This window comes from Pseudomonas sp. B21-040, from assembly GCF_024748695.1.
Lineage (GTDB): Bacteria > Pseudomonadota > Gammaproteobacteria > Pseudomonadales > Pseudomonadaceae > Aquipseudomonas.
The window spans coordinates 2,060,154-2,081,746 of sequence record NZ_CP087176.1 but is presented as its reverse complement, the minus strand read 5'-3'; the positions used below and the strand labels follow the sequence as shown (position 1 = coordinate 2,081,746).

Annotated in this window: 22 protein-coding genes; 17 read left to right on the top strand and 5 right to left on the bottom strand. The window is 59.2% G+C overall.

Features of this window, described 5'->3' with window-relative positions; all coding sequences use genetic code 11:
- Window positions 1–107 precede the first annotated feature (107 nt).
- The gene (locus tag LOY55_RS09390; protein ID WP_223522454.1) at window positions 108–527 is read left to right on the top strand and encodes a type II toxin-antitoxin system YafO family toxin; all 420 of its coding nucleotides are present in this window, start codon (window positions 108–110) and stop codon (window positions 525–527) included.
- A gap of 13 nt (window positions 528–540) precedes the next feature.
- Here the strand turns inward: LOY55_RS09390 and LOY55_RS09385 are convergent, their stop codons facing one another.
- The gene (locus LOY55_RS09385; RefSeq protein WP_109785948.1) at window positions 541–1,221 is read right to left on the bottom strand and encodes an alpha/beta fold hydrolase; all 681 of its coding nucleotides are present in this window, start codon (window positions 1,219–1,221) and stop codon (window positions 541–543) included.
- A 97-nt stretch (window positions 1,222–1,318) separates the two neighbouring features.
- Between LOY55_RS09385 and ccoN (LOY55_RS09380) the strand changes: the two genes are divergently transcribed.
- From ccoN (LOY55_RS09380) to ccoP (LOY55_RS09345), 8 genes are all read left to right on the top strand, one after another.
- The gene (ccoN, locus tag LOY55_RS09380) at window positions 1,319–2,743 is read left to right on the top strand and encodes a cytochrome-c oxidase, cbb3-type subunit I (RefSeq protein WP_046027009.1); all 1,425 of its coding nucleotides are present in this window, start codon (window positions 1,319–1,321) and stop codon (window positions 2,741–2,743) included.
- 10 nt (window positions 2,744–2,753) lie between these two features.
- Window positions 2,754–3,362 (top strand): cytochrome-c oxidase, cbb3-type subunit II, encoded by a 609-nt coding sequence (gene ccoO, locus LOY55_RS09375; RefSeq protein ID WP_046027010.1) that lies wholly within the window; start codon window positions 2,754–2,756, stop codon window positions 3,360–3,362.
- Between the two features lie 3 nt (window positions 3,363–3,365).
- Entirely contained in the window at window positions 3,366–3,566 is a 201-nt protein-coding gene (locus tag LOY55_RS09370; RefSeq protein WP_046027011.1) for a cbb3-type cytochrome c oxidase subunit 3, read from the top strand.
- Window positions 3,563–4,516, top strand: a complete 954-nt coding sequence (gene ccoP / locus LOY55_RS09365; protein WP_223522455.1) for a cytochrome-c oxidase, cbb3-type subunit III — start codon at window positions 3,563–3,565, stop codon at window positions 4,514–4,516. Before LOY55_RS09370 ends, ccoP (LOY55_RS09365) begins: the two co-directional genes overlap by 4 nt.
- A 482-nt stretch (window positions 4,517–4,998) precedes the next feature.
- Complete coding sequence (gene ccoN, locus LOY55_RS09360) at window positions 4,999–6,441, top strand: cytochrome-c oxidase, cbb3-type subunit I (protein ID WP_046027013.1); 1,443 nt, start codon at window positions 4,999–5,001, stop codon at window positions 6,439–6,441.
- Window positions 6,441–7,049 (top strand): cytochrome-c oxidase, cbb3-type subunit II, encoded by a 609-nt coding sequence (gene ccoO / locus LOY55_RS09355; RefSeq protein ID WP_027921709.1) that lies wholly within the window; start codon window positions 6,441–6,443, stop codon window positions 7,047–7,049. Before ccoN (LOY55_RS09360) ends, ccoO (LOY55_RS09355) begins: the two co-directional genes overlap by 1 nt.
- A gap of 5 nt (window positions 7,050–7,054) precedes the next feature.
- Entirely contained in the window at window positions 7,055–7,240 is a 186-nt protein-coding gene (locus LOY55_RS09350) for a CcoQ/FixQ family Cbb3-type cytochrome c oxidase assembly chaperone (protein WP_003175465.1), read from the top strand.
- The gene (gene ccoP / locus LOY55_RS09345) at window positions 7,237–8,220 is read left to right on the top strand and encodes a cytochrome-c oxidase, cbb3-type subunit III (protein WP_223522456.1); all 984 of its coding nucleotides are present in this window, start codon (window positions 7,237–7,239) and stop codon (window positions 8,218–8,220) included. Before LOY55_RS09350 ends, ccoP (LOY55_RS09345) begins: the two co-directional genes overlap by 4 nt.
- Before the next feature lie 82 nt (window positions 8,221–8,302).
- On the opposite strand, the gene LOY55_RS09340 is transcribed toward ccoP (LOY55_RS09345), so the two are convergent.
- Window positions 8,303–9,289, bottom strand: coding sequence for a metallophosphoesterase (locus tag LOY55_RS09340; RefSeq protein WP_223522457.1), 987 nt, complete (start codon window positions 9,287–9,289; stop codon window positions 8,303–8,305).
- Window positions 9,290–9,756: 467 nt separating this feature from the next.
- On the opposite strand from LOY55_RS09340, the gene ccoG reads away from it, so the two are divergent.
- The 8 genes from ccoG (at window position 9,757) to LOY55_RS09300 (ending at window position 18,375) form a co-directional block, all read left to right on the top strand.
- The gene (ccoG, locus tag LOY55_RS09335; RefSeq protein ID WP_109785951.1) at window positions 9,757–11,172 is read left to right on the top strand and encodes a cytochrome c oxidase accessory protein CcoG; all 1,416 of its coding nucleotides are present in this window, start codon (window positions 9,757–9,759) and stop codon (window positions 11,170–11,172) included.
- An 11-nt stretch (window positions 11,173–11,183) separates the two neighbouring features.
- Window positions 11,184–11,723 (top strand): FixH family protein, encoded by a 540-nt coding sequence (locus LOY55_RS09330; protein WP_046027017.1) that lies wholly within the window; start codon window positions 11,184–11,186, stop codon window positions 11,721–11,723.
- 145 nt (window positions 11,724–11,868) lie between these two features.
- On the top strand, window positions 11,869–14,319 hold the full coding sequence (locus LOY55_RS09325) for a heavy metal translocating P-type ATPase (RefSeq protein ID WP_109785952.1): 2,451 nt from the start codon (window positions 11,869–11,871) through the stop codon (window positions 14,317–14,319).
- Window positions 14,320–14,343: 24 nt separating this feature from the next.
- Window positions 14,344–14,562 (top strand): cbb3-type cytochrome oxidase assembly protein CcoS, encoded by a 219-nt coding sequence (ccoS, locus tag LOY55_RS09320; RefSeq protein WP_027921715.1) that lies wholly within the window; start codon window positions 14,344–14,346, stop codon window positions 14,560–14,562.
- Window positions 14,555–15,238: a sulfite exporter TauE/SafE family protein gene (locus LOY55_RS09315; RefSeq protein WP_109785953.1), complete on the top strand. Its 684-nt coding sequence runs from the start codon at window positions 14,555–14,557 to the stop codon at window positions 15,236–15,238. Before ccoS ends, LOY55_RS09315 begins: the two co-directional genes overlap by 8 nt.
- Window positions 15,239–15,491: 253 nt before the next feature.
- Complete coding sequence (gene hemN / locus LOY55_RS09310) at window positions 15,492–16,874, top strand: oxygen-independent coproporphyrinogen III oxidase (RefSeq protein WP_046027149.1); 1,383 nt, start codon at window positions 15,492–15,494, stop codon at window positions 16,872–16,874.
- Between the two features lie 138 nt (window positions 16,875–17,012).
- Complete coding sequence (fnr, locus tag LOY55_RS09305) at window positions 17,013–17,747, top strand: fumarate/nitrate reduction transcriptional regulator Fnr (RefSeq protein ID WP_046027020.1); 735 nt, start codon at window positions 17,013–17,015, stop codon at window positions 17,745–17,747.
- 79 nt (window positions 17,748–17,826) lie between these two features.
- On the top strand, window positions 17,827–18,375 hold the full coding sequence (locus LOY55_RS09300; protein WP_008057870.1) for an adenine phosphoribosyltransferase: 549 nt from the start codon (window positions 17,827–17,829) through the stop codon (window positions 18,373–18,375).
- A 137-nt stretch (window positions 18,376–18,512) separates the two neighbouring features.
- On the opposite strand, the gene LOY55_RS09295 is transcribed toward LOY55_RS09300, so the two are convergent.
- The 3 genes from LOY55_RS09295 to LOY55_RS09285 form a co-directional block, all read right to left on the bottom strand.
- Window positions 18,513–19,661, bottom strand: a complete 1,149-nt coding sequence (locus LOY55_RS09295) for an acyl-CoA dehydrogenase family protein (protein WP_109785955.1) — start codon at window positions 19,659–19,661, stop codon at window positions 18,513–18,515.
- 183 nt (window positions 19,662–19,844) lie between these two features.
- On the bottom strand, window positions 19,845–20,447 hold the full coding sequence (gene recR / locus LOY55_RS09290) for a recombination mediator RecR (RefSeq protein WP_109785956.1): 603 nt from the start codon (window positions 20,445–20,447) through the stop codon (window positions 19,845–19,847).
- A gap of 66 nt (window positions 20,448–20,513) precedes the next feature.
- Window positions 20,514–21,548, bottom strand: a complete 1,035-nt coding sequence (locus LOY55_RS09285; protein ID WP_046027023.1) for an NADP-dependent oxidoreductase — start codon at window positions 21,546–21,548, stop codon at window positions 20,514–20,516.
- Window positions 21,549–21,593 lie beyond the last annotated feature (45 nt).

Here is a 21,593-nt window from a genome sequence, read left to right as displayed (position 1 = left end):
GTGATGAACTGACATTCCTGGATGTTCGGCAAGCCGCACGTGATGGACAGAAAGTGTTCGATAAATTTGTGATCACAGGCAGGCTACCCATTACAAAGTAGGCCTGGATGCCAACCGTCAAAATCTCCGCGATTTTCGAACAATTAATCAACTGGCAAAACTTCGCGGCACACTTTTATAACTACAAAGTGTGCAACGAACTGTCAGCAATTTTCGGACGGGACGAACGACTCGATCTGAACGACATGCACCACATTCACTTGGCAAGTACTCACACGACTCAAGTGCGATGGGCGAAAATCGAACGCCAGTATTACCGCACAGCATTGGTCAACGACCCTGACAATGACTTCTGGCTGATCTATGCCTATGACGCCTTTCGGGACGAGTACCTATTGCTTACCGTCACCGGCCCGGATGCCCATAATCGAATGGAATGGGGTTCATTTCTGCGTACAGTGAATTGCGAGATTGTTGAGCCTTGGGTGATGGGGAAAATTATCTTTCCCGATCTGGACGATCTTTGACCCGACGGAGTAGTCATGCCCCAAAAAACTCAGCCACCTTCCCCGTCGCAGCCGCCAAATGCTGCTCATGCGTAAACCCCGACGCCTTCAACGGCTTCAAGTCATGATCCCCCGCCGCCAGCCACATCACCTCGATGTTCGGCGATAGCGCGTAACCCTCGACCGCCTCCCGATTGCCCAGCGCATCCCGCTCGCCCTGCACAATCAACGTCCGCGTCTTCAACCCGGCCAGATGTTCGACCCGCGGTTTCTCGGGCTTACCCACCGCATAGAACGGATAACCCAGGCACACCAGCGCCTCCGCGCCCAACTCATCCGCCAGCAAACTGGCCATCCGCCCGCCCATGGACTTGCCACCGATGGCCAGAGGCCCAGTGACATGACGTCGCACTTCGCCATACACCTCGCGCCAGCATTCCAGCAGTTTCGGCGCCGGATTGGGTGGGCGTTTACCGCCCTCGGTGCGCCGCTGCGCCATGTACGGGAACTCAAAGCGCAACACGTTGACGCCTTGTGCAGCAAGGCGTTGCGCCATATCGCTCATCCAGTCGCTGTCCATCGGCGCACCGGCACCGTGGGCGAGAATCAGCGTCGCCGAGGCCGGCGTGACAGCCGCATTCCATAACCATCCATGATCGCGCGTGCACTGCGCCCATTGATCCCCGTCAATACTGGCCTTGTGCTGTTTGTCCATGCTTGCCTCGCTTTTAGTCTGCCTATAACTCCAGGCGAAGGGAGCGTCATTGCCTTGCGAGACGCCTTCACTTCGGCTGAACCGTGGATGGGGAACCATGAACACTTCTATCAGTACCGCCTACAACTACAAGGTGGTCCGCCAATTCGCCATTATGACGGTGGTGTGGGGCATCGTCGGCATGGGGCTCGGGGTTTTTCTCGCGGCCCAATTGGTCTGGCCCGAACTCAACTTCAATCTGCCGTGGACCAGTTTCGGCCGGTTGCGCCCGTTGCACACCAACGCGGTGATCTTCGCCTTCGGCGGTTGCGCCCTGTTCGCCAGTTCGTTTTATTCGGTGCAACGCACCTGCCAAACGCAGCTGTTCGCGCCGAAAATTGCCGCGTTCTGCTTCTGGGGCTGGCAACTGGTGATCCTGCTGGCAGCGATCAGCCTGCCGCTGGGTTACACCAGCTCCAAGGAATACGCCGAGCTGGAATGGCCGATCGACATCCTGATCACCATCGTCTGGGTCGCCTACGCCATCGTGTTCTTCGGCACGCTGGTCAAGCGCAAGACCAAGCACATCTATGTCGGTAACTGGTTCTTCGGTGGGTTCATCATCACCGTGGCCATTTTGCACCTCGTCAACAACATGGAATTGCCGGTCAGTTTCACCAAGTCCTACTCGGTGTACGCCGGTGCGACCGATGCCATGGTGCAGTGGTGGTACGGCCACAACGCCGTGGGCTTTTTCCTCACCGCCGGTTTCCTCGGGATGATGTACTACTTCGTTCCGAAGCAGGCCGAACGTCCGGTGTATTCCTATCGCCTCTCCATCGTGCACTTCTGGGCGCTGATCACCCTGTACATCTGGGCCGGTCCGCACCACTTGCACTACACCGCGCTGCCGGACTGGGCACAGTCGCTGGGCATGGTGATGTCCTTGATTCTGCTGGCACCCAGCTGGGGCGGGATGATCAACGGCATGATGACCCTGTCGGGCGCCTGGCATAAGTTGCGCAGCGACCCGATCCTGCGCTTCCTCGTGGTGTCGCTGGCGTTCTACGGCATGTCGACCTTCGAAGGCCCGATGATGGCCATCAAGACCGTCAACGCACTGTCTCACTACACCGACTGGACCATCGGCCACGTTCACGCTGGCGCTCTGGGCTGGGTGGCGATGATTTCCATCGGTGCGCTGTACCACATGATTCCGAAAGTCTTCGGCCGCGAGCAGATGCACAGCATCGGCCTGATCAACGCGCACTTCTGGCTCGCTACCATCGGCACCGTGCTGTACATCGCCTCGATGTGGGTCAACGGCATCGCTCAGGGCCTGATGTGGCGCGCCGTCAACGAAGACGGCACGCTGACCTACTCCTTCGTCGAAACGCTGGTGGCCAGTCACCCAGGCTTCATCGTGCGGCTGGTAGGCGGGGCGATCTTCCTCAGCGGCATGTTCCTGATGGCTTACAACACTTGGCGCACCGTGCGGGCCTCGCAGCCCGCCGACGTCGCCGCTGCCGCGCAGATGGCTTGAGGAGTCCGCCATGAAACACGAAACAATCGAAAAAAACGTCGGCCTGCTGCTGTTGCTGATGGTACTGGCAGTGAGCATCGGCGGCCTGACCCAGATCGTCCCGCTGTTCTTCCAGGACGTGACCAATAAACCAGTGGAAGGCATGAAGCCCTACACCGCCCTGCAACTGGAAGGTCGCGATATCTATATCCGCGAAGGCTGCGTCGGCTGCCACTCGCAGATGATCCGCCCGTTCCGCGCCGAGACCGAACGCTACGGCCACTACTCGGTCGCCGGGGAAAGCGTCTGGGATCACCCGTTCCTGTGGGGCTCGAAACGTACCGGTCCGGACCTGGCCCGGGTCGGCGGACGTTACTCGGAAGACTGGCACCGCGCGCACTTGTACAACCCGCGCAACGTGGTGCCGGAATCGAAAATGCCCGCCTACCCGTGGCTGGTGGCCAATCAACTCGACAGCAGCCACACCGAAACCAAGATCAAGGCAATGCGCACCCTTGGCGTGCCGTACACCGACGACGACATCACAGGCGCCGTCGCCTCACTCAAGGGCAAGACCGAAATGGATGCCCTGGTCGCCTATCTGCAAGTGCTCGGCACTGCCATCAAGAGCAAGAGGTGAGCCATGGTCATTGAAATGAGCACTGGAATGATCCGCGGCCTGGGCACGGTCGTGGTGTTTGTGGCTTTCGTCGGGCTGACGTTGTGGGTGTTCAACAGCAAGCGCAATCCGGAATTTGCCGAAGCACGCCTGCTGCCGTTCGCCGACGAACCGAAACCCGATGACGCCACCCAAGAACCTGAAACAAGGAGTACCCGGCCATGACCACCTTCTGGAGTACGTGGATCTGCGTGCTGACCATCGGCAGCCTGATCGGCCTGACCTGGCTGCTGATCGGCACTCGCAAGGGCGAAACCAAGGGCAGCGTCGACCAGACCATGGGCCACAGCTTCGACGGCATCGAGGAATACGACAACCCGCTGCCGCAGTGGTGGTTCATGCTGTTTGCCGGCACGTTGGTGTTTGCCGTGGGTTATCTGATCCTTTATCCGGGCCTGGGCAACTGGAAAGGCATCTTGCCGGGCTATGAAAACGGCTGGACCGGCGCGCATGAATGGGAAAAGGAGATGGCCAAGGCCGACGCGAAGTTCGGGCCGATCTTCGCCAAATTCGCCGCCATGCCGGTGGAAGAAGTGGCCAAGGACCCGCAAGCGCTGAAAATGGGCGGCCGCCTGTTTGCGTCCAACTGCTCGGTCTGCCACGGCTCGGATGCCAAGGGCGCGTTCGGCTTCCCGAACCTGGCCGACAGCGATTGGCGTTGGGGGGGCGCGGCGGACACCATCAAGACCACCATCATGGGCGGACGCATGGCCGCGATGCCGGCCTGGGGTGAAATCCTCGGCGAGGCGGGTGTGAAGAATGTCGCCGCGTATGTGCGTCATGACCTGGCCGGCCTGCCGTTGCCTGCCAACAGCGGCGCTGACCTGCAAGCCGGACAGCAACTGTTCAGCACCACCTGCACCGCGTGTCACGGGGCAAACGGCCAGGGTACGCAAGCCATGGGCGCGCCGAACCTGACGCACCCAGCCGGTTTCATTTACGGTACGAGCCTGACGCAGCTTGAACAAACGATTCGTCATGGCCGCCAGGGTCATATGCCAGCGCAGAACGAATTGCTCGGCAACGACAAAGTGCAATTGCTGGCGGCTTACGTGTTCAGCCTGTCCCACGGGTTGAACACCGAGCGTTTGCAGGCTGAAGGCAAGAACGAATAAATCTGGACCGCTCTGCTGCCGCATTCTGCGCAATGCGGCAGTTCCCTGCCCCTTTGCGACTCATTGTCGCACCCTCCCCCTGCTCTTTCTTTCGGTTCGCCAGATTCGGGTCTAAGCTTGCTCCGTGCGAACTGGCATGGGCCGGTTCCGGGTCGTTTTTAGCCGATGTGTTCGACAATTCTGTCCGATGACAACCCGCAAAGGCTGGTAGATACCGGCTGTCGCGCCAATTGCCATCGGTCACTGGATCGTTGCGTTTCAACACACTCCGTTACATCTGACCTGGCCCCCTCATCATTTTCGTTCGCTGCGACATTTTGCCCACGGGCAATTTTGTCCTTACGCGGCGCATGGAAAGGCCGCAGAATCAGCTTTTGAAAGCATTGACCCAGGTCATGGCGCGTTGCAATGACCCCCTGCTTTCTCCATACTTGCGGCCGATTTTTACTCCTAATAAAACACCCAAACCGTGGAACCTTAGAATGAGCACAGCAATCAGTCCGACTGCTTATAACTATAAGGTAGTCCGCCAGTTCGCCATCATGACGGTGGTCTGGGGGATCCTTGGCATGGGGCTCGGTGTCTTCATCGCCTCACAGCTCGTATGGCCGGAATTGAACTTCGGTCTGCCGTGGACGACTTTTGGACGCCTACGCCCGTTGCACACCAACCTGGTGATTTTCGCCTTCGGTGGTTGTGCACTGTTTGCCACTTCTTATTACGTCGTGCAGCGAACCTGCCAAACGCGACTGATTTCCGACAGCCTCGCAGCCTTCCACTTCTGGGGTTGGCAAGCGGTGATCGTCGGTGCAGGCATCACCTTGCCGTTGGGTTACACCACCACCAAGGAATACGCTGAGCTGGAATGGCCTCTGGCAATTTTGCTGGCCATTGTCTGGATCGTTTACGCACTGGTGTTCTTCGGCACCATCGTCAAGCGCAAGACCAAGCACATCTATGTCGGTAACTGGTTCTACGGCGCGTTCATTGTCGTGACCGCGATGCTGCACATCGTCAACCACATGTCGCTGCCGGTCAGCCTGTTCAAGTCCTACTCGGCCTACTCGGGTGCGACTGACGCGATGATCCAGTGGTGGTACGGCCACAACGCCGTAGGTTTCTTCCTGACCACCGGCTTCCTGGGGATGATGTACTACTTCGTTCCGAAGCAGGCCGAGCGTCCGATCTACTCCTATCGCTTGTCCATCGTGCACTTCTGGGCGCTGATCACCCTGTACATATGGGCCGGTCCGCACCACCTGCACTACACCGCTCTGCCGGACTGGGCACAATCGCTGGGCATGGCGATGTCGATCATCCTGCTGGCTCCGAGCTGGGGCGGCATGATCAACGGCATGATGACCCTGTCGGGCGCCTGGCATAAGCTGCGCACCGACCCGATCCTGCGTTTCCTGGTCGTGTCGCTGGCGTTCTACGGCATGTCGACCTTCGAAGGTCCGATGATGGCCATCAAGACCGTCAACTCGCTGTCTCACTACACTGACTGGACCATCGGCCACGTACACGCCGGTGCCTTGGGCTGGGTAGCGATGATCTCGATCGGCGCGATCTACCACATGATTCCGAAGCTGTTCGGTCGCGCGCAGATGCACAGCACTGGCCTGATCAACACGCACTTCTGGCTCGCGACCATCGGTACCGTTCTGTACATCGCGTCGATGTGGGTCAACGGCATTACCCAGGGTCTGATGTGGCGTGCAATCAACGACGACGGCACCCTCACCTACTCGTTCGTCGAAGCGCTGCAAGCCAGCCACCCTGGTTTCATCGTTCGCGCCCTGGGCGGTGCGTTCTTTGCCAGCGGCATGCTGTTCATGGCCTACAACGTATGGCGCACCGTACGTGCCTCGAACCCGGCTGAAGCTGCAGCCGCCGAACAGATTGCTGTAGTTGGAGCTCACTGATGAAGCATGAAGCAGTCGAGAAGAATATTGGCCTGCTGGCCTTCTTCATGGTTATTGCCGTCAGCATCGGCGGCCTGACCCAGATCGTTCCGCTGTTTTTCCAGGACGTCACCAACAAGCCGGTCGAAGGCATGAAGCCGCGTCCCGCCCTTGAACTGGAAGGCCGCGACATCTACATCGCCAACGGTTGTGTCGGCTGCCACTCGCAGATGATCCGCCCGTTCCGCGCTGAAACCGAACGTTACGGCCACTACTCGGTTGCCGGTGAAAGCGTCTGGGATCACCCGTTCCTGTGGGGTTCCAAGCGTACCGGTCCGGACCTGGCCCGTGTCGGCGGTCGTTACTCCGATGACTGGCAGCGTGCGCACTTGTACAACCCGCGCAACGTCGTGCCCGAGTCGAAAATGCCGGCGTACCCGTTCCTCGTGGAAAACAAGCTCGACGGCAAAGACACCGCCAAGAAAATGGAAGTCTTGCGCACGCTCGGCGTTCCTTACACCGACGAAGACATCGCCGGTGCCAAGGATGCTGTGAAGGGCAAAACCGAAATGGACGCGCTGGTGGCCTATCTGCAAGGCCTGGGCACCATCATCAAAAGCAAACGGTGATTTAGATGGATATCGGGATGATTCGTGGCCTGGGCACCGTTGTTGTGATGGTGGCCTTCATCGGTCTGGCGTTGTGGGTGTTCAGCCCCAAGCGCAAGTCGGAGTTTGAAGACGCGACCTTGCTGCCTTTCGCGGATGATCCCGAAGCCATCAAGCACGTCGAGCAAGCTTCTAGGAGTAACAAAGAATGACTACGTTCTGGAGTCTGTACGTCACAGTCCTCAGTCTCGGCACCATCTTCGCCCTGACCTGGCTGCTGCTGTCCACCCGCAAGGGCCAGCGCACCGAGCAGACGGACGAAACGGTTGGCCACTCCTTCGACGGGATCGAGGAGTACGACAACCCACTGCCAAAATGGTGGTTCATGCTGTTCGTGGGCACCATCATTTTTGCCTTGGGCTACCTGGTCCTGTACCCGGGCCTGGGCAACTGGAAAGGCTTGCTGCCGGGTTACAACTACCTTGATACCGAGAAGCAGACCCCATTCGCCAACGGCCAGGCCGGCTGGACCGGCGTTCACGAATGGGAAAAGGAAATGGCCAAGTCGGACGCCAAGTTCGGCCCGATTTTCGCCAAATTCGCGTCCATGCCTATCGAAGAAGTCGCCAAAGACCCGCAAGCCTTGAAGATGGGTGGCCGCCTGTTCGCCTCCAACTGCTCGGTTTGCCACGGTTCCGACGCCAAAGGCGCTTATGGCTTCCCTAACCTGACCGACGCCGACTGGCGCTGGGGCGGCGAGCCGGAAACCATCAAGACCACCATCATGGGCGGCCGTCACGCGGTCATGCCGGCGTGGGCTGACGTGATCGGCGAGCAAGGCGTTTCCGACGTCGCGGCGTTTGTCCTGACCAACCTCGATGGCCGCAAACTGCCGGAAGGCACCAAGGCTGACCCGGTTGCCGGTCAAAAGCTGTTCGCTGCCAACTGCGTGGCCTGCCACGGTCCGGAAGGCAAAGGTACGCCAGCGATGGGCGCACCCAACCTGACCCACCCGGCCGCGTTCATCTACGGTTCGAGCTTCGCTCAACTGCAGCAGACCATCCGTTACGGCCGTCAGGGCCAGATGCCTGCGCAAGAGCAACTGCAAGGCAACGACAAGGTTCACTTGTTGGCTGCTTATGTCTACAGCCTCTCTCACGGTGAGAAGGCTCCGGCGGCAGACGCTCAGTAAGGCAAACGCCTGATGCAACAAAAAACGGCCCCGCCAATGAGAATTGGCGGGGCCGTTTTCGTTGAAGATAATCAGTGAAGGTTTACTTGACTGGAATCGTTTTCACGAAGGTGCGGCTCGGCCAGTGGTTCCCTTTGACAAGGTCAACGGTCACGGATTTGCGGTCCTTCGAAAAGTTGGCAATCAAGTACGTCTGCTGTGAAGCTGCGCCGCTCAGGAACAAGGGCACATCGCCCAAAAAGTATCCACCGTGAAATCCCCCGGCGTCCTCGTGTATATGACCTGCGAAGACAGCGGTGACCTTGTAATCCGCGACGATCCTGCGGAATCTGGCGACCTGTTCCGTGCTGCCTTTCCAGTAACTTGGTTTATGCATGTTAAGAATGATGATCTGACCTTTGGAGCGTGCTTCTTTCAAATTCTGCTCCAGCCAATCCAGCGAGTCCGTTATCTCGAAAGTAGTCGGGTTCAGAGGGTGGTAAATTCGGTCCGTGTACGTCGGTTCGTTATTCAATTGAACAAAATGTACATCCCCGACATCTCTGGACCAAGCGAGGCTTCCGGAATACAACCTGTTAAAGAAAGGACCACTGATCTTCAAATCAAAACTCCCAACTTTGTCGCGATGATGCGCCTCAAAATCGGTAATACTGCCCGCAGCACAACTATTGGAAAAACAATCAAGACCTTCATAATCATGATTACCCAATCCGTATACAAAATCGCTACCGAAATACTTCTTCTGCACCGAGCGGATATAGGAACGCTGCCAGCCATGACCATACGCTGTGATATCACCGTTGATCATGACGGGAACTTCCAACCATGGACGGCTCTTCCTGAAATGAGCAATGTCGGAGTACTGACTTTCGATCAGCGTTCTGGATCGGGCCTGTTGTTCAGAATCTGACTCTTCTACACCCGCGTCCGTTTTGTCAGTCCAGGGGTATTGCGGATCAGATGTAAATATCGCGAACTCAGGATTTTTCGTGCTCGGCACATACGCAGCATTACTGACTAGCGAGATCATCGCGAGACTGACAATCAAACAACTTTTAACTAACAACATTATTGAATTCCATTTCCATTGAACTAAACAAGAACGGCGACTCTTCGCCGAAAACAAACTTATGTCAAAAGACCGAAGATTAAAATACGCAACAGCCATCTAATTAATGAATAGTATTTCAGAAACCGCAAGCACCAAAATTATTAAAGCTGGGTGTTTTTATATAAAACAGCAAAACCGGTGCCGAACATACAGAAGCGAAAGGTCTGTCCGGTCGCCCACCTACCAGAAATCAGCAGATCGATGAACCTCATCGCCAAAAATTCGTCCATACTTCTGAAGTCAATTGATCTGAATCATGTTTTGTTACATTCGCTACACCATTCATGATTTTCCACCAACGCGACCAAAGGTCGCACCCTTGAGCTAGAGCTTCAGGCGTATCATTGGGCCACTGCAACAGCCCTTTTTGACCGCGGTCGGCATGTACTGACCGGGGCATTTTTCCACTGCCGTGGGATGCAACGATGAGCAATCAGATTCCGGTACACGACGTCACTCCCCCCAACAAGAACGCGAACAACAGCGTCGACCTCTATGCCTCTCGGGAAAAAATCTACACCCGCGCCTTCACCGGGTTGTTCCGCAACCTGCGAATGATGGGCGGCGCCTTTTTGTTTTTGTTGTATTTCGGCACGGTGTGGCTGAATTGGGGCGGCCATCAAGCCGTCTGGTGGAACCTGCCGGAGCGTAAATTCTTTATTTTTGGTGCAACCTTCTGGCCTCAGGATTTCATCCTGCTGTCCGGCATCTTGATCATCAGTGCCTTTGGCCTGTTCTTCATCACCGTCTACGCCGGCCGGGTCTGGTGCGGCTATACCTGCCCGCAAAGTGTCTGGACATGGATTTTCATGTGGTGCGAAAAGGTCACTGAAGGCGACCGCAACCAGCGCATCAAACTGGACAAGGCGCCCATGAGCGCCAACAAGCTCCTGCGCAAATTCAGCAAGCATTCGATGTGGCTGTTGATCGGGTTTGTCACCGGCCTGACCTTCGTCGGTTACTTCTCGCCCATCCGCGAACTGGTTTTCGACTTTTTCACCGGCGAAGCCGATGGCTGGTCGTACTTCTGGGTCGGCTTTTTCACCCTTGCCACTTACGGCAATGCCGGCTGGCTGCGCGAACAGGTGTGCATTTACATGTGCCCCTACGCTCGTTTCCAGAGCGTGATGTTCGACAAAGACACCCTGATCGTCTCCTACGATCCGCGTCGTGGTGAGTCCCGTGGGCCTCGCAAGAAAGGCATCGACTACAAGGCGCAAGGCCTTGGCGATTGCATCGATTGCACCATGTGCGTCCAGGTCTGCCCGACCGGCATCGACATCAGAGACGGCCTGCAAATCGAGTGCATCGGGTGCGCGGCCTGTATCGACGCCTGCGACGCGATTATGGACAAAATGGACTACCCGCGCGGCCTGATCAGCTACACCACCGAGCACAACCTGTCCGGGCAAAAAACCCATAAACTGCGTCCGCGCCTGATCGGCTATGCCGTGGTGCTGCTGGCGATGATCTCGTTGTTGATCACCGCGTTCTTCATGCGTTCGCTGGTCGGTTTCGACGTCAGCAAAGACCGCGTGCTGTACCGCGAGAACGCCGAAGGCCGGATCGAAAACGTCTACAGCCTGAAAATCATGAACAAAGACCAGCGCGACCATACCTACGTGCTGGAAGCCACTGGTTTGCCGGACCTCAGGCTGCAAGGCAAGCGCGAGATCAAAGTCGCCGCCGGGGAAATTTTCAGCCAGCCGGTGGAACTGTCCAGCGCACCAGAACAACTGCCATCGAGCACCAACGAGGTGAAATTCATCCTCAAGGATGCCGATGACAACAGCGTTCATGTTGAAGCCAAGAGCCGATTCATCGGCCCACAAATTCGTTGAGAGAAGTGATCATGCCCGCAGCAACTGCCGCAAGTCCTTGGTACAAGCACCTTTGGCCGTGGATCATCATCGGGATTCTGGCCTGTTCGGTGACCCTGACCTTGTCCATGGTGACTATCGCGGTGAACAACCCGGACAACCTGGTGAACGACAACTACTACGAGGCTGGCAAAGGCATCAACCGCTCGCTTGACCGTGAACTGCTGGCCCAGACCCTGCAACTTCACGCCAGCGTTCATCTGGACGGCGTGACCGGCGAAGTCGACCTGCACTTGAACGGCAACAGCCAACCGAAAACCCTGGAACTGAACCTGATCTCGCCGACGCAGCCGGAGAAGGATCGCAAGATCACGCTCGCGCGTAGCGAAACAGAGCAGGGCCGCTACATTGGCCAAGTGAACGACAAGGTCGATGGCCGTCGCTTTGTGGAACTGCTGGGGGTTGAGGGTGACAAGACCTGGCGCCTGTTCGAAGAAGAACAGGTCAGCCACGACAAAGACCTGCTGCTGGGCGATGAGCCGCTGCAAGGCGCGGAAGACTTGAAAAAGTAAGCCTTACCTGATCGTTCCCACGCTCGGCGTGGGAACGCAGCCAGGGACGCTCTGCGTCCCAGCCGAAACGGACGCGGGGCGTCCGGGGAGGCATTCCCACGCAGAGCGTGGGAACGATCATCGGACAACACCCTGTGAATACCTCATGACCAGTCCAACCCCCTGCTACCACTGCGCCCTGCCCGTCCCGGCCGGCAGCCGCTTTACCGCTGCGGTCCTGGGTGAAACCCGTGAGTTCTGCTGCCCGGGTTGCCAGGCCGTGGCCGAGGCCATTGTGGCCGGTGGGCTGGAAAGCTATTACCAGCATCGCAGCGAGTCATCGGCCAACCCCGAAGCCTTGCCGGTGCAGTTGGTGGATGAACTGGCGCTGTACGACCGCGCCGACGTGCAAGCGCCGTTCGTGCGCCACGACGGCGAACTCGCCGAGACCACGTTGTTGATGGAAGGCATCAGTTGCGCCGCGTGCGGATGGTTGATCGAGAAACACCTGCGCAGCTTGCCGGCCGTGGCCGAAGCACGCTTGAACCTGTCCAACCATCGCTTGCACGTACGCTGGGCTGACGCACAATTACCGTTGAGCCAGATGCTCAGCGAATTGCGCCACATCGGTTATGCCGCCCATCCATATCAAGCCGACCGCGCCAGCGAACAATTGGCCAGTGAAAATCGCCTGGCCTTGCGTCAGCTCGGTGTCGCCGGGCTGCTGTGGTTCCAGGCAATGATGGCAACCATGGCCACCTGGCCGGAATTCAACATCGACCTAAGCCCCGAACTGCATACCATCCTGCGCTGGGTTGCGCTATTTCTGACCACCCCCATTGTGTTTTACAGCTGCGCGCCGTTTTTCAAAGGCGCCATGCGCGACCTGCGCACCCGCCACCTGACCATGGACGTTTCGGTGTCATTGGCGATTGGCAGCGCCTACCTCGCCGGAATCTGGACCTCGATCACCGGCGTCGGCGAGCTGTATTTCGATGCCGTGGGAATGTTTGCACTGTTCCTGCTCGCCGGCCGCTATCTGGAGCGCCGAGCCAGAGAGCGCACCGCCGCCGCCACCGCACAACTGGTCAATCTGCTGCCCGCTTCCTGCCTGCGCCTGGGCGCGGATGGCCAGAGCGAGCGTATCCTGCTCAGCGAATTGCGCGTGGGCGATCAGGTGCTGGTGCACCCTGGCGCGATTCTGCCGGCTGACGGCAAGATCCTCGACGGCCATTCGAGCATCGATGAATCGCTGCTGACCGGCGAATACCTGCCGCAACCGCGCACGCCGGGCGATGCAGTGACCGCCGGCACACTGAACGTTGAAGGCGCGTTGACGGTGAAAGTTTTGGCACTGGGCCACGACACGCGCCTCTCCGCCATTGTCCGTCTGCTGGACCGGGCGCAGGCCGAAAAACCGCGCTTGGCGGAAATCGCCGACCGCGCCGCCCAGTGGTTTTTGCTGCTGTCGTTGATTGCCGCCGCCGCCATTGGCCTGTTGTGGTGGGAGCTCGATTCATCCCGGGCCTTCTGGATTGTGCTGGCGATGCTCGTCGCCACCTGCCCCTGCGCCTTGTCGCTGGCAACCCCGACGGCACTGACCGCGGCCACCGGCACGTTGCACAAACTCGGCCTGCTGCTAACCCGCGGCCATGTTCTGGAAGGCCTGAACCAGATCGACACGGTGATCTTCGACAAGACCGGGACCCTGACTGAAGGGCGCCTCGCTTTACGTTCAATCCGCCCGCTGGGCGTGCTCGACAGCGACCAGTGCCTGAGCCTCGCCGCTGCACTGGAAAACCGCTCCGAACACCCGATCGCCCGTGCGTTCGGCCGTGCGCCACTGGCCGCCGAAGAAGTCCACAGTACGCCGGGGCTGGGTCTTGAAGGCATGGTCGGCGTACAACGATTGCGCATTGGCCAACCAGGTTTTGTCTGCGAACTCAGTGGTGCAGCCGTGCCATCGATGCCCGATGAAGCGGGTCAATGGCTGCTGCTCGGCGACAGTCAGGGCCCCCTGGCATGGTTTGTCCTCGACGACCGTCTGCGCGCCGATGCCCCGGCGTTGCTGCAAGCCTGCAAGGCGCGTGGCTGGCGCACCTTGTTGCTGTCCGGCGACAGCTCGCCGATGGTCGCCAGCGTCGCCGCCGAACTGGGCATCGACGAGGCCCGAGGCGGTTTGCGTCCGGACGATAAATTGCAGGTCTTGCAACAATTGCACAAGGAAGGCCGCAAGGTGTTGATGCTCGGTGACGGGGTCAACGACGTGCCGGTGCTGGCCGCTGCCGACATCAGCGTGGCGATGGGCTCGGCCACCGATCTGGCGAAAACCAGCGCCGATGCCGTGTTGTTGTCCAACCGCCTCGACGCGCTGGTGCAAGCCTTCAGCCTGGCCCGGCGGACACGTCGGGTGATCATCGAGAATCTGTTGTGGGCCGGGTTGTACAATGGCCTCATGTTGCCGTTCGCCGCCCTTGGCTGGATTACTCCGGTTTGGGCCGCCGTCGGCATGTCGATCAGTTCGCTGACCGTGGTGCTGAACGCCCTGCGCCTGACTCGCCTGCCGAGTGCGCCTGCTGCCCACACCACGCCAGAAACCCGCCCGCTGCCGGCCTGAGCCGCGCGGGCATGGAGTCCACCCATGCCAGCTCTTTACGTGATGATCCCGGCCGCGCTACTGATCGTGGCCATCGCCGTGTACATCTTCTTCTGGGCGGTCGACAGCGGTCAGTACGACGACCTCGACGGGCCGGCCCACAGCATTCTGTTTGACGACCAGGATCCGGCACACAAGGCGGCGGTCGACGAAGCCAGCGGCCATCCGGCCAAACCCGACGACAAGGCGCCGCCTCATGCTTGAATTGGCGCCCCTGCTGGTGTCTGCGGTAATTCTCGGCTTGCTCGGGGGCGGCCATTGCCTGGGGATGTGCGGCGGCTTGATGGGCGCGCTCACCCTGGCGATTCCCAAGGAGCAACGTAGCCGGCGCTTTCGACTGCTGCTGGCCTACAACCTGGGACGAATTCTCAGCTATGCAACGGCCGGGATGCTGATCGGCCTGGCAGGCTGGGCCGTGGCGAACAGTCCGGCGGCGATGTTTATGCGGGTAATTGCCGGCTTGCTGCTGATTGCCATGGGCTTGTACCTGGCGGGTTGGTGGAGCGGCCTGACCCGCATCGAAAGCCTGGGTCGCGGCCTGTGGCGGCATATCCAGCCGATTGCCAACAAATTGTTGCCGGTGTCGAGCCTGCCCCGCGCCTTGCTGCTGGGCGCGCTCTGGGGCTGGCTGCCGTGCGGGTTGGTTTACAGCACATTGCTGTGGTCGGCGAGCCAGGGCAATGCGCTGGACAGTGCGTTGTTGATGCTCGCGTTCGGCCTGGGCACCTGGCCGGTGCTGCTGGCCACGGGCCTGGCGGCTGAGCGGGTGACGGCGCTGTTACGCAAACGCAGCGTGCGCATGGCCGGCGGGTTACTGGTGATCCTGTTCGGCATCTGGACCTTGCCGGGGCCACATCAACATTGGCTCATGGGCCACTAGTTCGCAGTCCTGTAGCAGCTGCCGAGCCCGCGAGGCTGCGTTCGGCGGCGAAGCCGTCGTGAAATCAGGCAGCGCGGTCTTTCAGGAGGATCTGGGGCTCAGGGTTTGCGACGGCTTCGCCGCCGAACGCAGCCTCGCGGGCTCGGCAGCTGCTACAAGCCCATGCTCACCGTTGATGCAAATCAAGATGCCCCATCGCCGCACCCCCTAGACTCGCTGCCACTGCCAGCCTATCCGGGGGAATGCCCGCATGATGCTCGACGCCATTCGTTGGGACACCGATTTGATCCGCCGCTATGACCTGGCGGGACCGCGCTACACTTCCTATCCGACCGCTGTGCAATTCAATGGTCAGGTCGGCACGTTCGACCTGCTCCATGCGCTGCGCGACAGCCGTAAAACCCTGCGTCCACTGTCGCTGTACGTGCACGTGCCGTTCTGCGCGAACATTTGCTACTACTGCGCCTGCAACAAAGTCATCACCAAGGACCGCGGCCGAGCCCGACTCTACCTGCAGCGCCTTGAGCAGGAAATCCAGCTGATCGCCTGCCACCTCGACCCGACACAGAAAGTCGAACAACTGCACTTTGGCGGTGGCACCCCGACCTTTCTCAGCCACGATGAACTGCGCCAACTGATGGCGCAGTTGCGTAAAAGCTTCAACTTGCTGGACGACGATTCCGGCGACTATGGCATTGAGATCGACCCTCGCGAAGCCGACTGGTCGACTATGGGCCTGCTTCGCGAGCTGGGTTTCAACCGGGTCAGCATTGGCCTGCAAGACCTCGACCCGGCCGTGCAACGGGCCGTCAATCGCCTGCAAAGCCTGGAAGAAACCCGCGCGGTGATCGACGCAGCCCGGACTCTGCAATTTCGTTCGATCAACATCGATCTCATCTACGGCCTGCCAAGACAGACACCGGAAAACTTTGCTCGCACGGTCGACGAGGTTATCAATCTGCAACCGGATCGGCTCTCGGTGTTCAACTACGCACACCTGCCGGAACGCTTCATGGCGCAACGGCGCATCGACATTGACGAATTGCCGACACCGGCACAGAAACTGGAAACGCTGCAGCGCACCATCGAACAACTGACCGCGGCCGGTTACCGCTACATCGGCATGGACCATTTCGCCCTGCCCGACGACGAACTGGCGATTGCCCAGGAAGAATCGACTCTGCAGCGCAACTTTCAGGGCTATACCACCCACGGTCATTGCGATTTGATCGGCCTTGGGGTGTCAGCCATCAGCCAGATCGGTGATCTGTACTGCCAGAACACCAGCGACCTGGCGCAATACCAGAACACCCTGGCCACGGCTCAATTGGCCACTAGCCGCGGCCTGGTGTGTAACGCCGATGACCGGTTGCGGCGGGCGGTGATACAGCAGCTGATCTGTAATCTCAGCCTGGAGTTCGTCGACATCGAACACGACTTCAACATCGACTTCCGCGGCTACTTCGGCCAATTGTGGCCGCAACTGCAGACCATGGCCGATGATGGCTTGATCACGCTCGACAACGAACGAATCAGCGTGTTGCCGGCCGGTCGCTTGTTGGTCCGCTCGGTGTGCATGGTGTTTGATGCGTATCTGCAACACCTCAGCCACCAGCGGTTTTCCCGGGTGATTTGACTTCTTTGCCAGGGAGGCAGCGTTCAGCATTGACTCAAGGCCAGGTTGAGATGCGACAAAGTGGCACACTCTGGCCTGAATGCCCTTCCGTGGGTTACCCTTACGTCTTATGTGTGTTTTCCCACAAGGATTGAAGAAATGTCTGAGCCAGTCAAATTGCGCGCTCATAACCAGGTCCATTGCAAGGACTGCAGTCTTGCCCCCCTGTGTTTGCCGCTTTCGCTGAATCTGGACGACATGGATGCGCTGGACGAAATCGTCAAACGTGGCCGCCCGCTGAAAAAAGGCGAGTTCCTGTTTCGCCAGGGCGACGCCTTCGATTGCGTCTACGCGGTACGTTCCGGCGCCCTCAAGACCTTCAGCCTGAGCGACGGCGGTGAAGAGCAGCTCACCGGTTTCCACCTGCCGAGTGAACTGGTCGGCCTGTCCGGCATGGATACCGAAACGCACCCTGTTTCCGCGCAAGCGCTGGAAACCACCTCGGTCTGCGAAATTCCTTTCGAGCGCCTCGACGAACTGGCACTGCAACTGCCGCAATTGCGCCGCCAGTTGATGCGCGTCATGAGCCGCGAGATTCGCGACGATCAACAAATGATGCTGCTGCTGTCGAAAAAAACCGCCGATGAGCGCATTGCCACTTTCCTGGTCAACCTGTCGGCACGTTTTCGCGCCCGCGGCTTTTCGGCCAACCAGTTCCGTTTGAGCATGTCACGCAACGAAATCGGCAATTACCTTGGGCTGGCGGTCGAAACCGTGTCCCGGGTCTTTACCCGCTTCCAGCAGAACGAATTGATCGCCGCCGAAGGCAAGGAAATCCGTATTCTCGACCCGATCCAGCTCTGCGCGTTGGCCGGCGGCACCGTCGAAGGTTGACTGTAACCATTGCGGCTGAGCGAAACGGTTCAGCCGCCGTTATACTGCGACGTTTGCAGCCTGCCAGGACACCTCGATGATGGTCTTCGACTCCTTCGACATCAAATCCCTGATCCGCCCCGTGATCGACTTCCCCAAGCCGGGCGTGATCTTTCGTGACATCACCCCGTTGTTCCAGTCGCCGACGGCCCTGCGCCTGGTGATGGACAGTTTTGCCCATCGCTACGTCGAGGCCGATTTCACCCACATCGGTGCGATGGACGCGCGTGGATTCCTGATCGGCTCGGTGCTGGCGTATCAGTTGAACAAGCCACTGGTACTGTTCCGCAAGCAAGGCAAGCTGCCGGCCGATGTGCTGGCCGAAGGTTATGCGACCGAATACGGCGAAGCGTTCCTCGAAGTCCATGCCGACAGTCTGTGCGAGGGCGATTCGGTGGTGATGTTCGATGACCTGATCGCCACCGGTGGCACGTTGATTGCGGCAGCAAACCTGATTCGGCGCATGGGTGCGCGGGTGCATGAAGCGGCAGCGATCATTGATTTGCCGGAGCTGGGCGGATCGCAGCGACTGGAAGACATGGGCATTCCTACGTTCTGCCTGACGCAGTTTGCGTTGAGCGATAAGTAAACGGTGCCTGTACCGACGCCATCGCGAGCAAGCTCGGCTCCCACAGTGATCTATGTCGTATACACGATTTGTGTCCGGCGACATTCTCCTGTGGGAGCCGAGCTTGCTCGCGATGACGCCAGCCGCTACACCGCCGATTAAAGCCCCATCTGCTTACTGATGATCTCGTTCATCACTTCCCGCGTCCCGCCACCAATCGACAGAATCCGGTTATCGCGGTACAGCCGTTCCACCAGGCTTTCACGCATATAGCCCAAACCACCCAGAATCTGCACCGCATCGTTGACGATCCGGTCAGCCGTGTCGGTGGCAAAATTCTTGGCCATTGAAATTTCCTTGATCACACTCTGCCCCGCCGCCATTTTCGCCGCCTGGCGATAGGTAAATTCCCGGGACACTTCCAGCGCTGTCGCCATCTCGGCGAGGCGGTGTTTGATGACCTGGAACTTGCCGACAGGCTTACCGAAGGCTTCGCGCTGGCGGGCCCACTTCAGGCTCTCCTCCAGCGCAAGCTGCGCGGTCATGTTGGCCATCAACGCCAGCGCCAGTCGCTCACTTTGAAAGTTACCCATGATGCAGGCGAATCCCATGTTTTCGACGCCGATCAGATTAACCACGGGCACACGGCAATCGTCAAAGAACAATTCGGCGGTGTCCGACGCCCACCAGCCCATTTTCTTCAATTGACGACCGACAGAGAAACCGGGCGTGCCCTTCTCGATCAGCAACAGGCTGATACCGCCAAAACCCGGCTCGCCGGTGCGCACCGCGACGGTGTAGAAATCGGCGCGAATGCCGCTGGTGATAAAGGTCTTGCTGCCGCTGACCCGGTAAAACTCGCCGTCACGCACGGCGCGGGTTTGCAGGTTGGCGACGTCGGAACCGCCGCTGGGCTCGGTGACGGCCAGGGCACTGATCTTCTCGCCGGCCAGCACTTGCGGCACCACCCGATCACGGACTTCAGGCCTGGCCCACTTGAGGATCGGTGGCAAGCCGATGTCCAGCGAACCGAGACCGGCTACAAGCCCGCCGGAGCCACAGCGCATCAGTTCTTCGCTGGCCGCGACCTTGGCAAACAGATCACCTTCATGACTGCCGCCGAGTGCCTCGGGGTAGCCAATGCCCAGAATCCCGGCAGCACCGGCCTTGAGGTAGAGCTCACGGGGAAAGCTTTCAGCTTCCTCCCACAGATCAATGTCCGGGAGAATCTCACGCTCGACGAAACGTCTGACGCTGTCTCGGACCAATTGGTGGCTGGGATCGAAGTATTCCTGAAAGGCAGGCATCGGCGAACTCCACTGAAGGTTCAGCGAAGTTAACCGAGCGCTTGCTTGGTTTTCAACAGGAATGTGTGGAACAGGGTGACCGAGGTAAGCCTTTCGCGAGCAGGCTCACTCCTACAGGGGCTCTGTGAATGCCACAAATCCCGTGTGGGAGCGGGCTTGCCCGCGAAGAGGCCCGTACAGGCACTAGAGGGCTATCGGCTTACGCCCGGCAAACGAATGCGCCAACGTCCCGCCATCCACCAGTTCCAGCTCGCCACCCAATGGCACGCCGTGGGCGATACGCGAGGCAATCAGGCCTTTATTACTGAGCAACTGCGCAATGTAGTGCGCCGTCGCCTCACCTTCCACCGTCGGGTTGGTGGCGAGGATGACTTCAGCAAAGGTCCCGGCCTCTTCAATCCGCGCCATCAACTGCGGAATACCAATCGCCTCAGGCCCGAGGCCATCAAGCGGCGACAAATGCCCCTTGAGCACGAAGTAGCGGCCGCGGAAGCCCGTCTGCTCCACCGCATAGACGTCCATCGGCCCTTCCACCACGCACAACAAGGTGTCGTCGCGACGGGTATCCGCGCACTGCGGGCACAGGTCATCTTCAGTCAGCGTGCGGCACAGGCGGCAATGACCCACCCCTTCCATGGCCTGGCTCAAGGCGAACGCCAGTCGCGAACCACCGCTGCGATCGCGTTCAAGCAGTTGCAGCGCCATACGCTGGGCGGTTTTCTGACCCACGCCCGGCAAAATTCGCAGGGCATCGATCAGTTGGCGAATCAAAGGGCTGAAGCTCATGGGGGAAACGTCCGACAAAACAACGAGATGCGGTTTATACCCGCGCCTCTCATTAGCGTCAAATACTCAGTCTTGCGCGACCCGCACCACCAGTTTGCCGAAGTTGCGCCCTTCCAGCAGACCGATGAACGCTTCGGGCGCCTGCTCCAGCCCGTCGACCACGTCTTCGCGGAATTTAACCTTGCCGTCGCGCACCCATGGCGCCATGGCACTGATGAATTCCGGCTGGCGGTCACCGTAGTCGTCGAACACGATGAAGCCCTGAATACGCACGCGTTTAGTCAATAGCGTGCGCTGCAACAGCGGCAGGCGATCCGGGCCTTTCGGCGCCTCGGAGGCGTTGTAACCGGCAATCAGGCCGCACAGTGGAATGCGTGCCTTGGCATTGAGTAACGGCACTACCGCGTCGAACACATGACCGCCTACGTTCTCGTAATAGATGTCGATGCCATTGGGACAGGCTTTGGCCAGTAGTTCGGCGAAATCAGCCGCCTTGTGATCGATGCAGGCATCGAAGCCCAACTCCTCGACCACGTAACGGCACTTCTCTGCACCACCGGCCACACCCACTACGCGCAGGCCCTTGATTTTCGCCACCTGCCCGACCACCGAGCCCACCGCGCCGGATGCCGCCGCGACCACCAGGGTTTCGCCGGACTTCGGCTGACCGATGTCCATCAAGCCCATATAAGCCGTCATGCCCGGCATTCCCAGTACACCGAGGGCCATCGACGGACTCGGCAATCCGGACGGCACCGGGATGATGTTGCGACCGTCACTGATGCTGTGGCTTTGCCAGCCGGTAGCGCCTACCACGATATCCCCTTCCTGGAATTTTGGATTCAACGAGCGCTCGACTCGGCTGACAGCCCCACCGGTCATGACCTCGTCGATTTCTACCGGTGCTGCGTAGGACGGCGCGTCACTCATGCGCCCGCGCATGTAAGGGTCCAACGACAAGTAGAGGGTTTTGAGCAATAACTGGCCGTCAGTGAGGTCCGGCAACGCCTCCCTTTCCAGGCGGAAATTCTCTGGCGTCGGCGCGCCGACCGGGCGGGACGCCAGGACGATACGTTGGTTGAGGGTCAATGCTTGAGGCATGTGAGCGTCTCCTTTGATCGAGAATTGGGCGGTATAGGGAAGCAG

Excerpts from the sequence above, each read along its gene's own strand:
- LOY55_RS09390 (WP_223522454.1), top strand. The coding sequence starts at position 108 with ATGCCAACCGTCAAAATCTCCGCGATTTTCGAACAATTAATCAACTGG.
- LOY55_RS09385 (WP_109785948.1), bottom strand. The coding sequence starts at position 1,221 with ATGGACAAACAGCACAAGGCCAGTATTGACGGGGATCAATGGGCGCAG.
- ccoN (WP_046027009.1), top strand. The coding sequence starts at position 1,319 with ATGAACACTTCTATCAGTACCGCCTACAACTACAAGGTGGTCCGCCAA.
- ccoO (WP_046027010.1), top strand. The coding sequence starts at position 2,754 with ATGAAACACGAAACAATCGAAAAAAACGTCGGCCTGCTGCTGTTGCTG.
- LOY55_RS09370 (WP_046027011.1), top strand. The coding sequence starts at position 3,366 with ATGGTCATTGAAATGAGCACTGGAATGATCCGCGGCCTGGGCACGGTC.
- ccoP (WP_223522455.1), top strand. The coding sequence starts at position 3,563 with ATGACCACCTTCTGGAGTACGTGGATCTGCGTGCTGACCATCGGCAGC.
- ccoN (WP_046027013.1), top strand. The coding sequence starts at position 4,999 with ATGAGCACAGCAATCAGTCCGACTGCTTATAACTATAAGGTAGTCCGC.
- ccoO (WP_027921709.1), top strand. The coding sequence starts at position 6,441 with ATGAAGCATGAAGCAGTCGAGAAGAATATTGGCCTGCTGGCCTTCTTC.
- LOY55_RS09350 (WP_003175465.1), top strand. The coding sequence starts at position 7,055 with ATGGATATCGGGATGATTCGTGGCCTGGGCACCGTTGTTGTGATGGTG.
- ccoP (WP_223522456.1), top strand. The coding sequence starts at position 7,237 with ATGACTACGTTCTGGAGTCTGTACGTCACAGTCCTCAGTCTCGGCACC.
- LOY55_RS09340 (WP_223522457.1), bottom strand. The coding sequence starts at position 9,289 with ATGTTGTTAGTTAAAAGTTGTTTGATTGTCAGTCTCGCGATGATCTCG.
- ccoG (WP_109785951.1), top strand. The coding sequence starts at position 9,757 with ATGAGCAATCAGATTCCGGTACACGACGTCACTCCCCCCAACAAGAAC.
- LOY55_RS09330 (WP_046027017.1), top strand. The coding sequence starts at position 11,184 with ATGCCCGCAGCAACTGCCGCAAGTCCTTGGTACAAGCACCTTTGGCCG.
- LOY55_RS09325 (WP_109785952.1), top strand. The coding sequence starts at position 11,869 with ATGACCAGTCCAACCCCCTGCTACCACTGCGCCCTGCCCGTCCCGGCC.
- ccoS (WP_027921715.1), top strand. The coding sequence starts at position 14,344 with ATGCCAGCTCTTTACGTGATGATCCCGGCCGCGCTACTGATCGTGGCC.
- LOY55_RS09315 (WP_109785953.1), top strand. The coding sequence starts at position 14,555 with ATGCTTGAATTGGCGCCCCTGCTGGTGTCTGCGGTAATTCTCGGCTTG.
- hemN (WP_046027149.1), top strand. The coding sequence starts at position 15,492 with ATGCTCGACGCCATTCGTTGGGACACCGATTTGATCCGCCGCTATGAC.
- fnr (WP_046027020.1), top strand. The coding sequence starts at position 17,013 with ATGTCTGAGCCAGTCAAATTGCGCGCTCATAACCAGGTCCATTGCAAG.
- LOY55_RS09300 (WP_008057870.1), top strand. The coding sequence starts at position 17,827 with ATGGTCTTCGACTCCTTCGACATCAAATCCCTGATCCGCCCCGTGATC.
- LOY55_RS09295 (WP_109785955.1), bottom strand. The coding sequence starts at position 19,661 with ATGCCTGCCTTTCAGGAATACTTCGATCCCAGCCACCAATTGGTCCGA.
- recR (WP_109785956.1), bottom strand. The coding sequence starts at position 20,447 with ATGAGCTTCAGCCCTTTGATTCGCCAACTGATCGATGCCCTGCGAATT.
- LOY55_RS09285 (WP_046027023.1), bottom strand. The coding sequence starts at position 21,548 with ATGCCTCAAGCATTGACCCTCAACCAACGTATCGTCCTGGCGTCCCGC.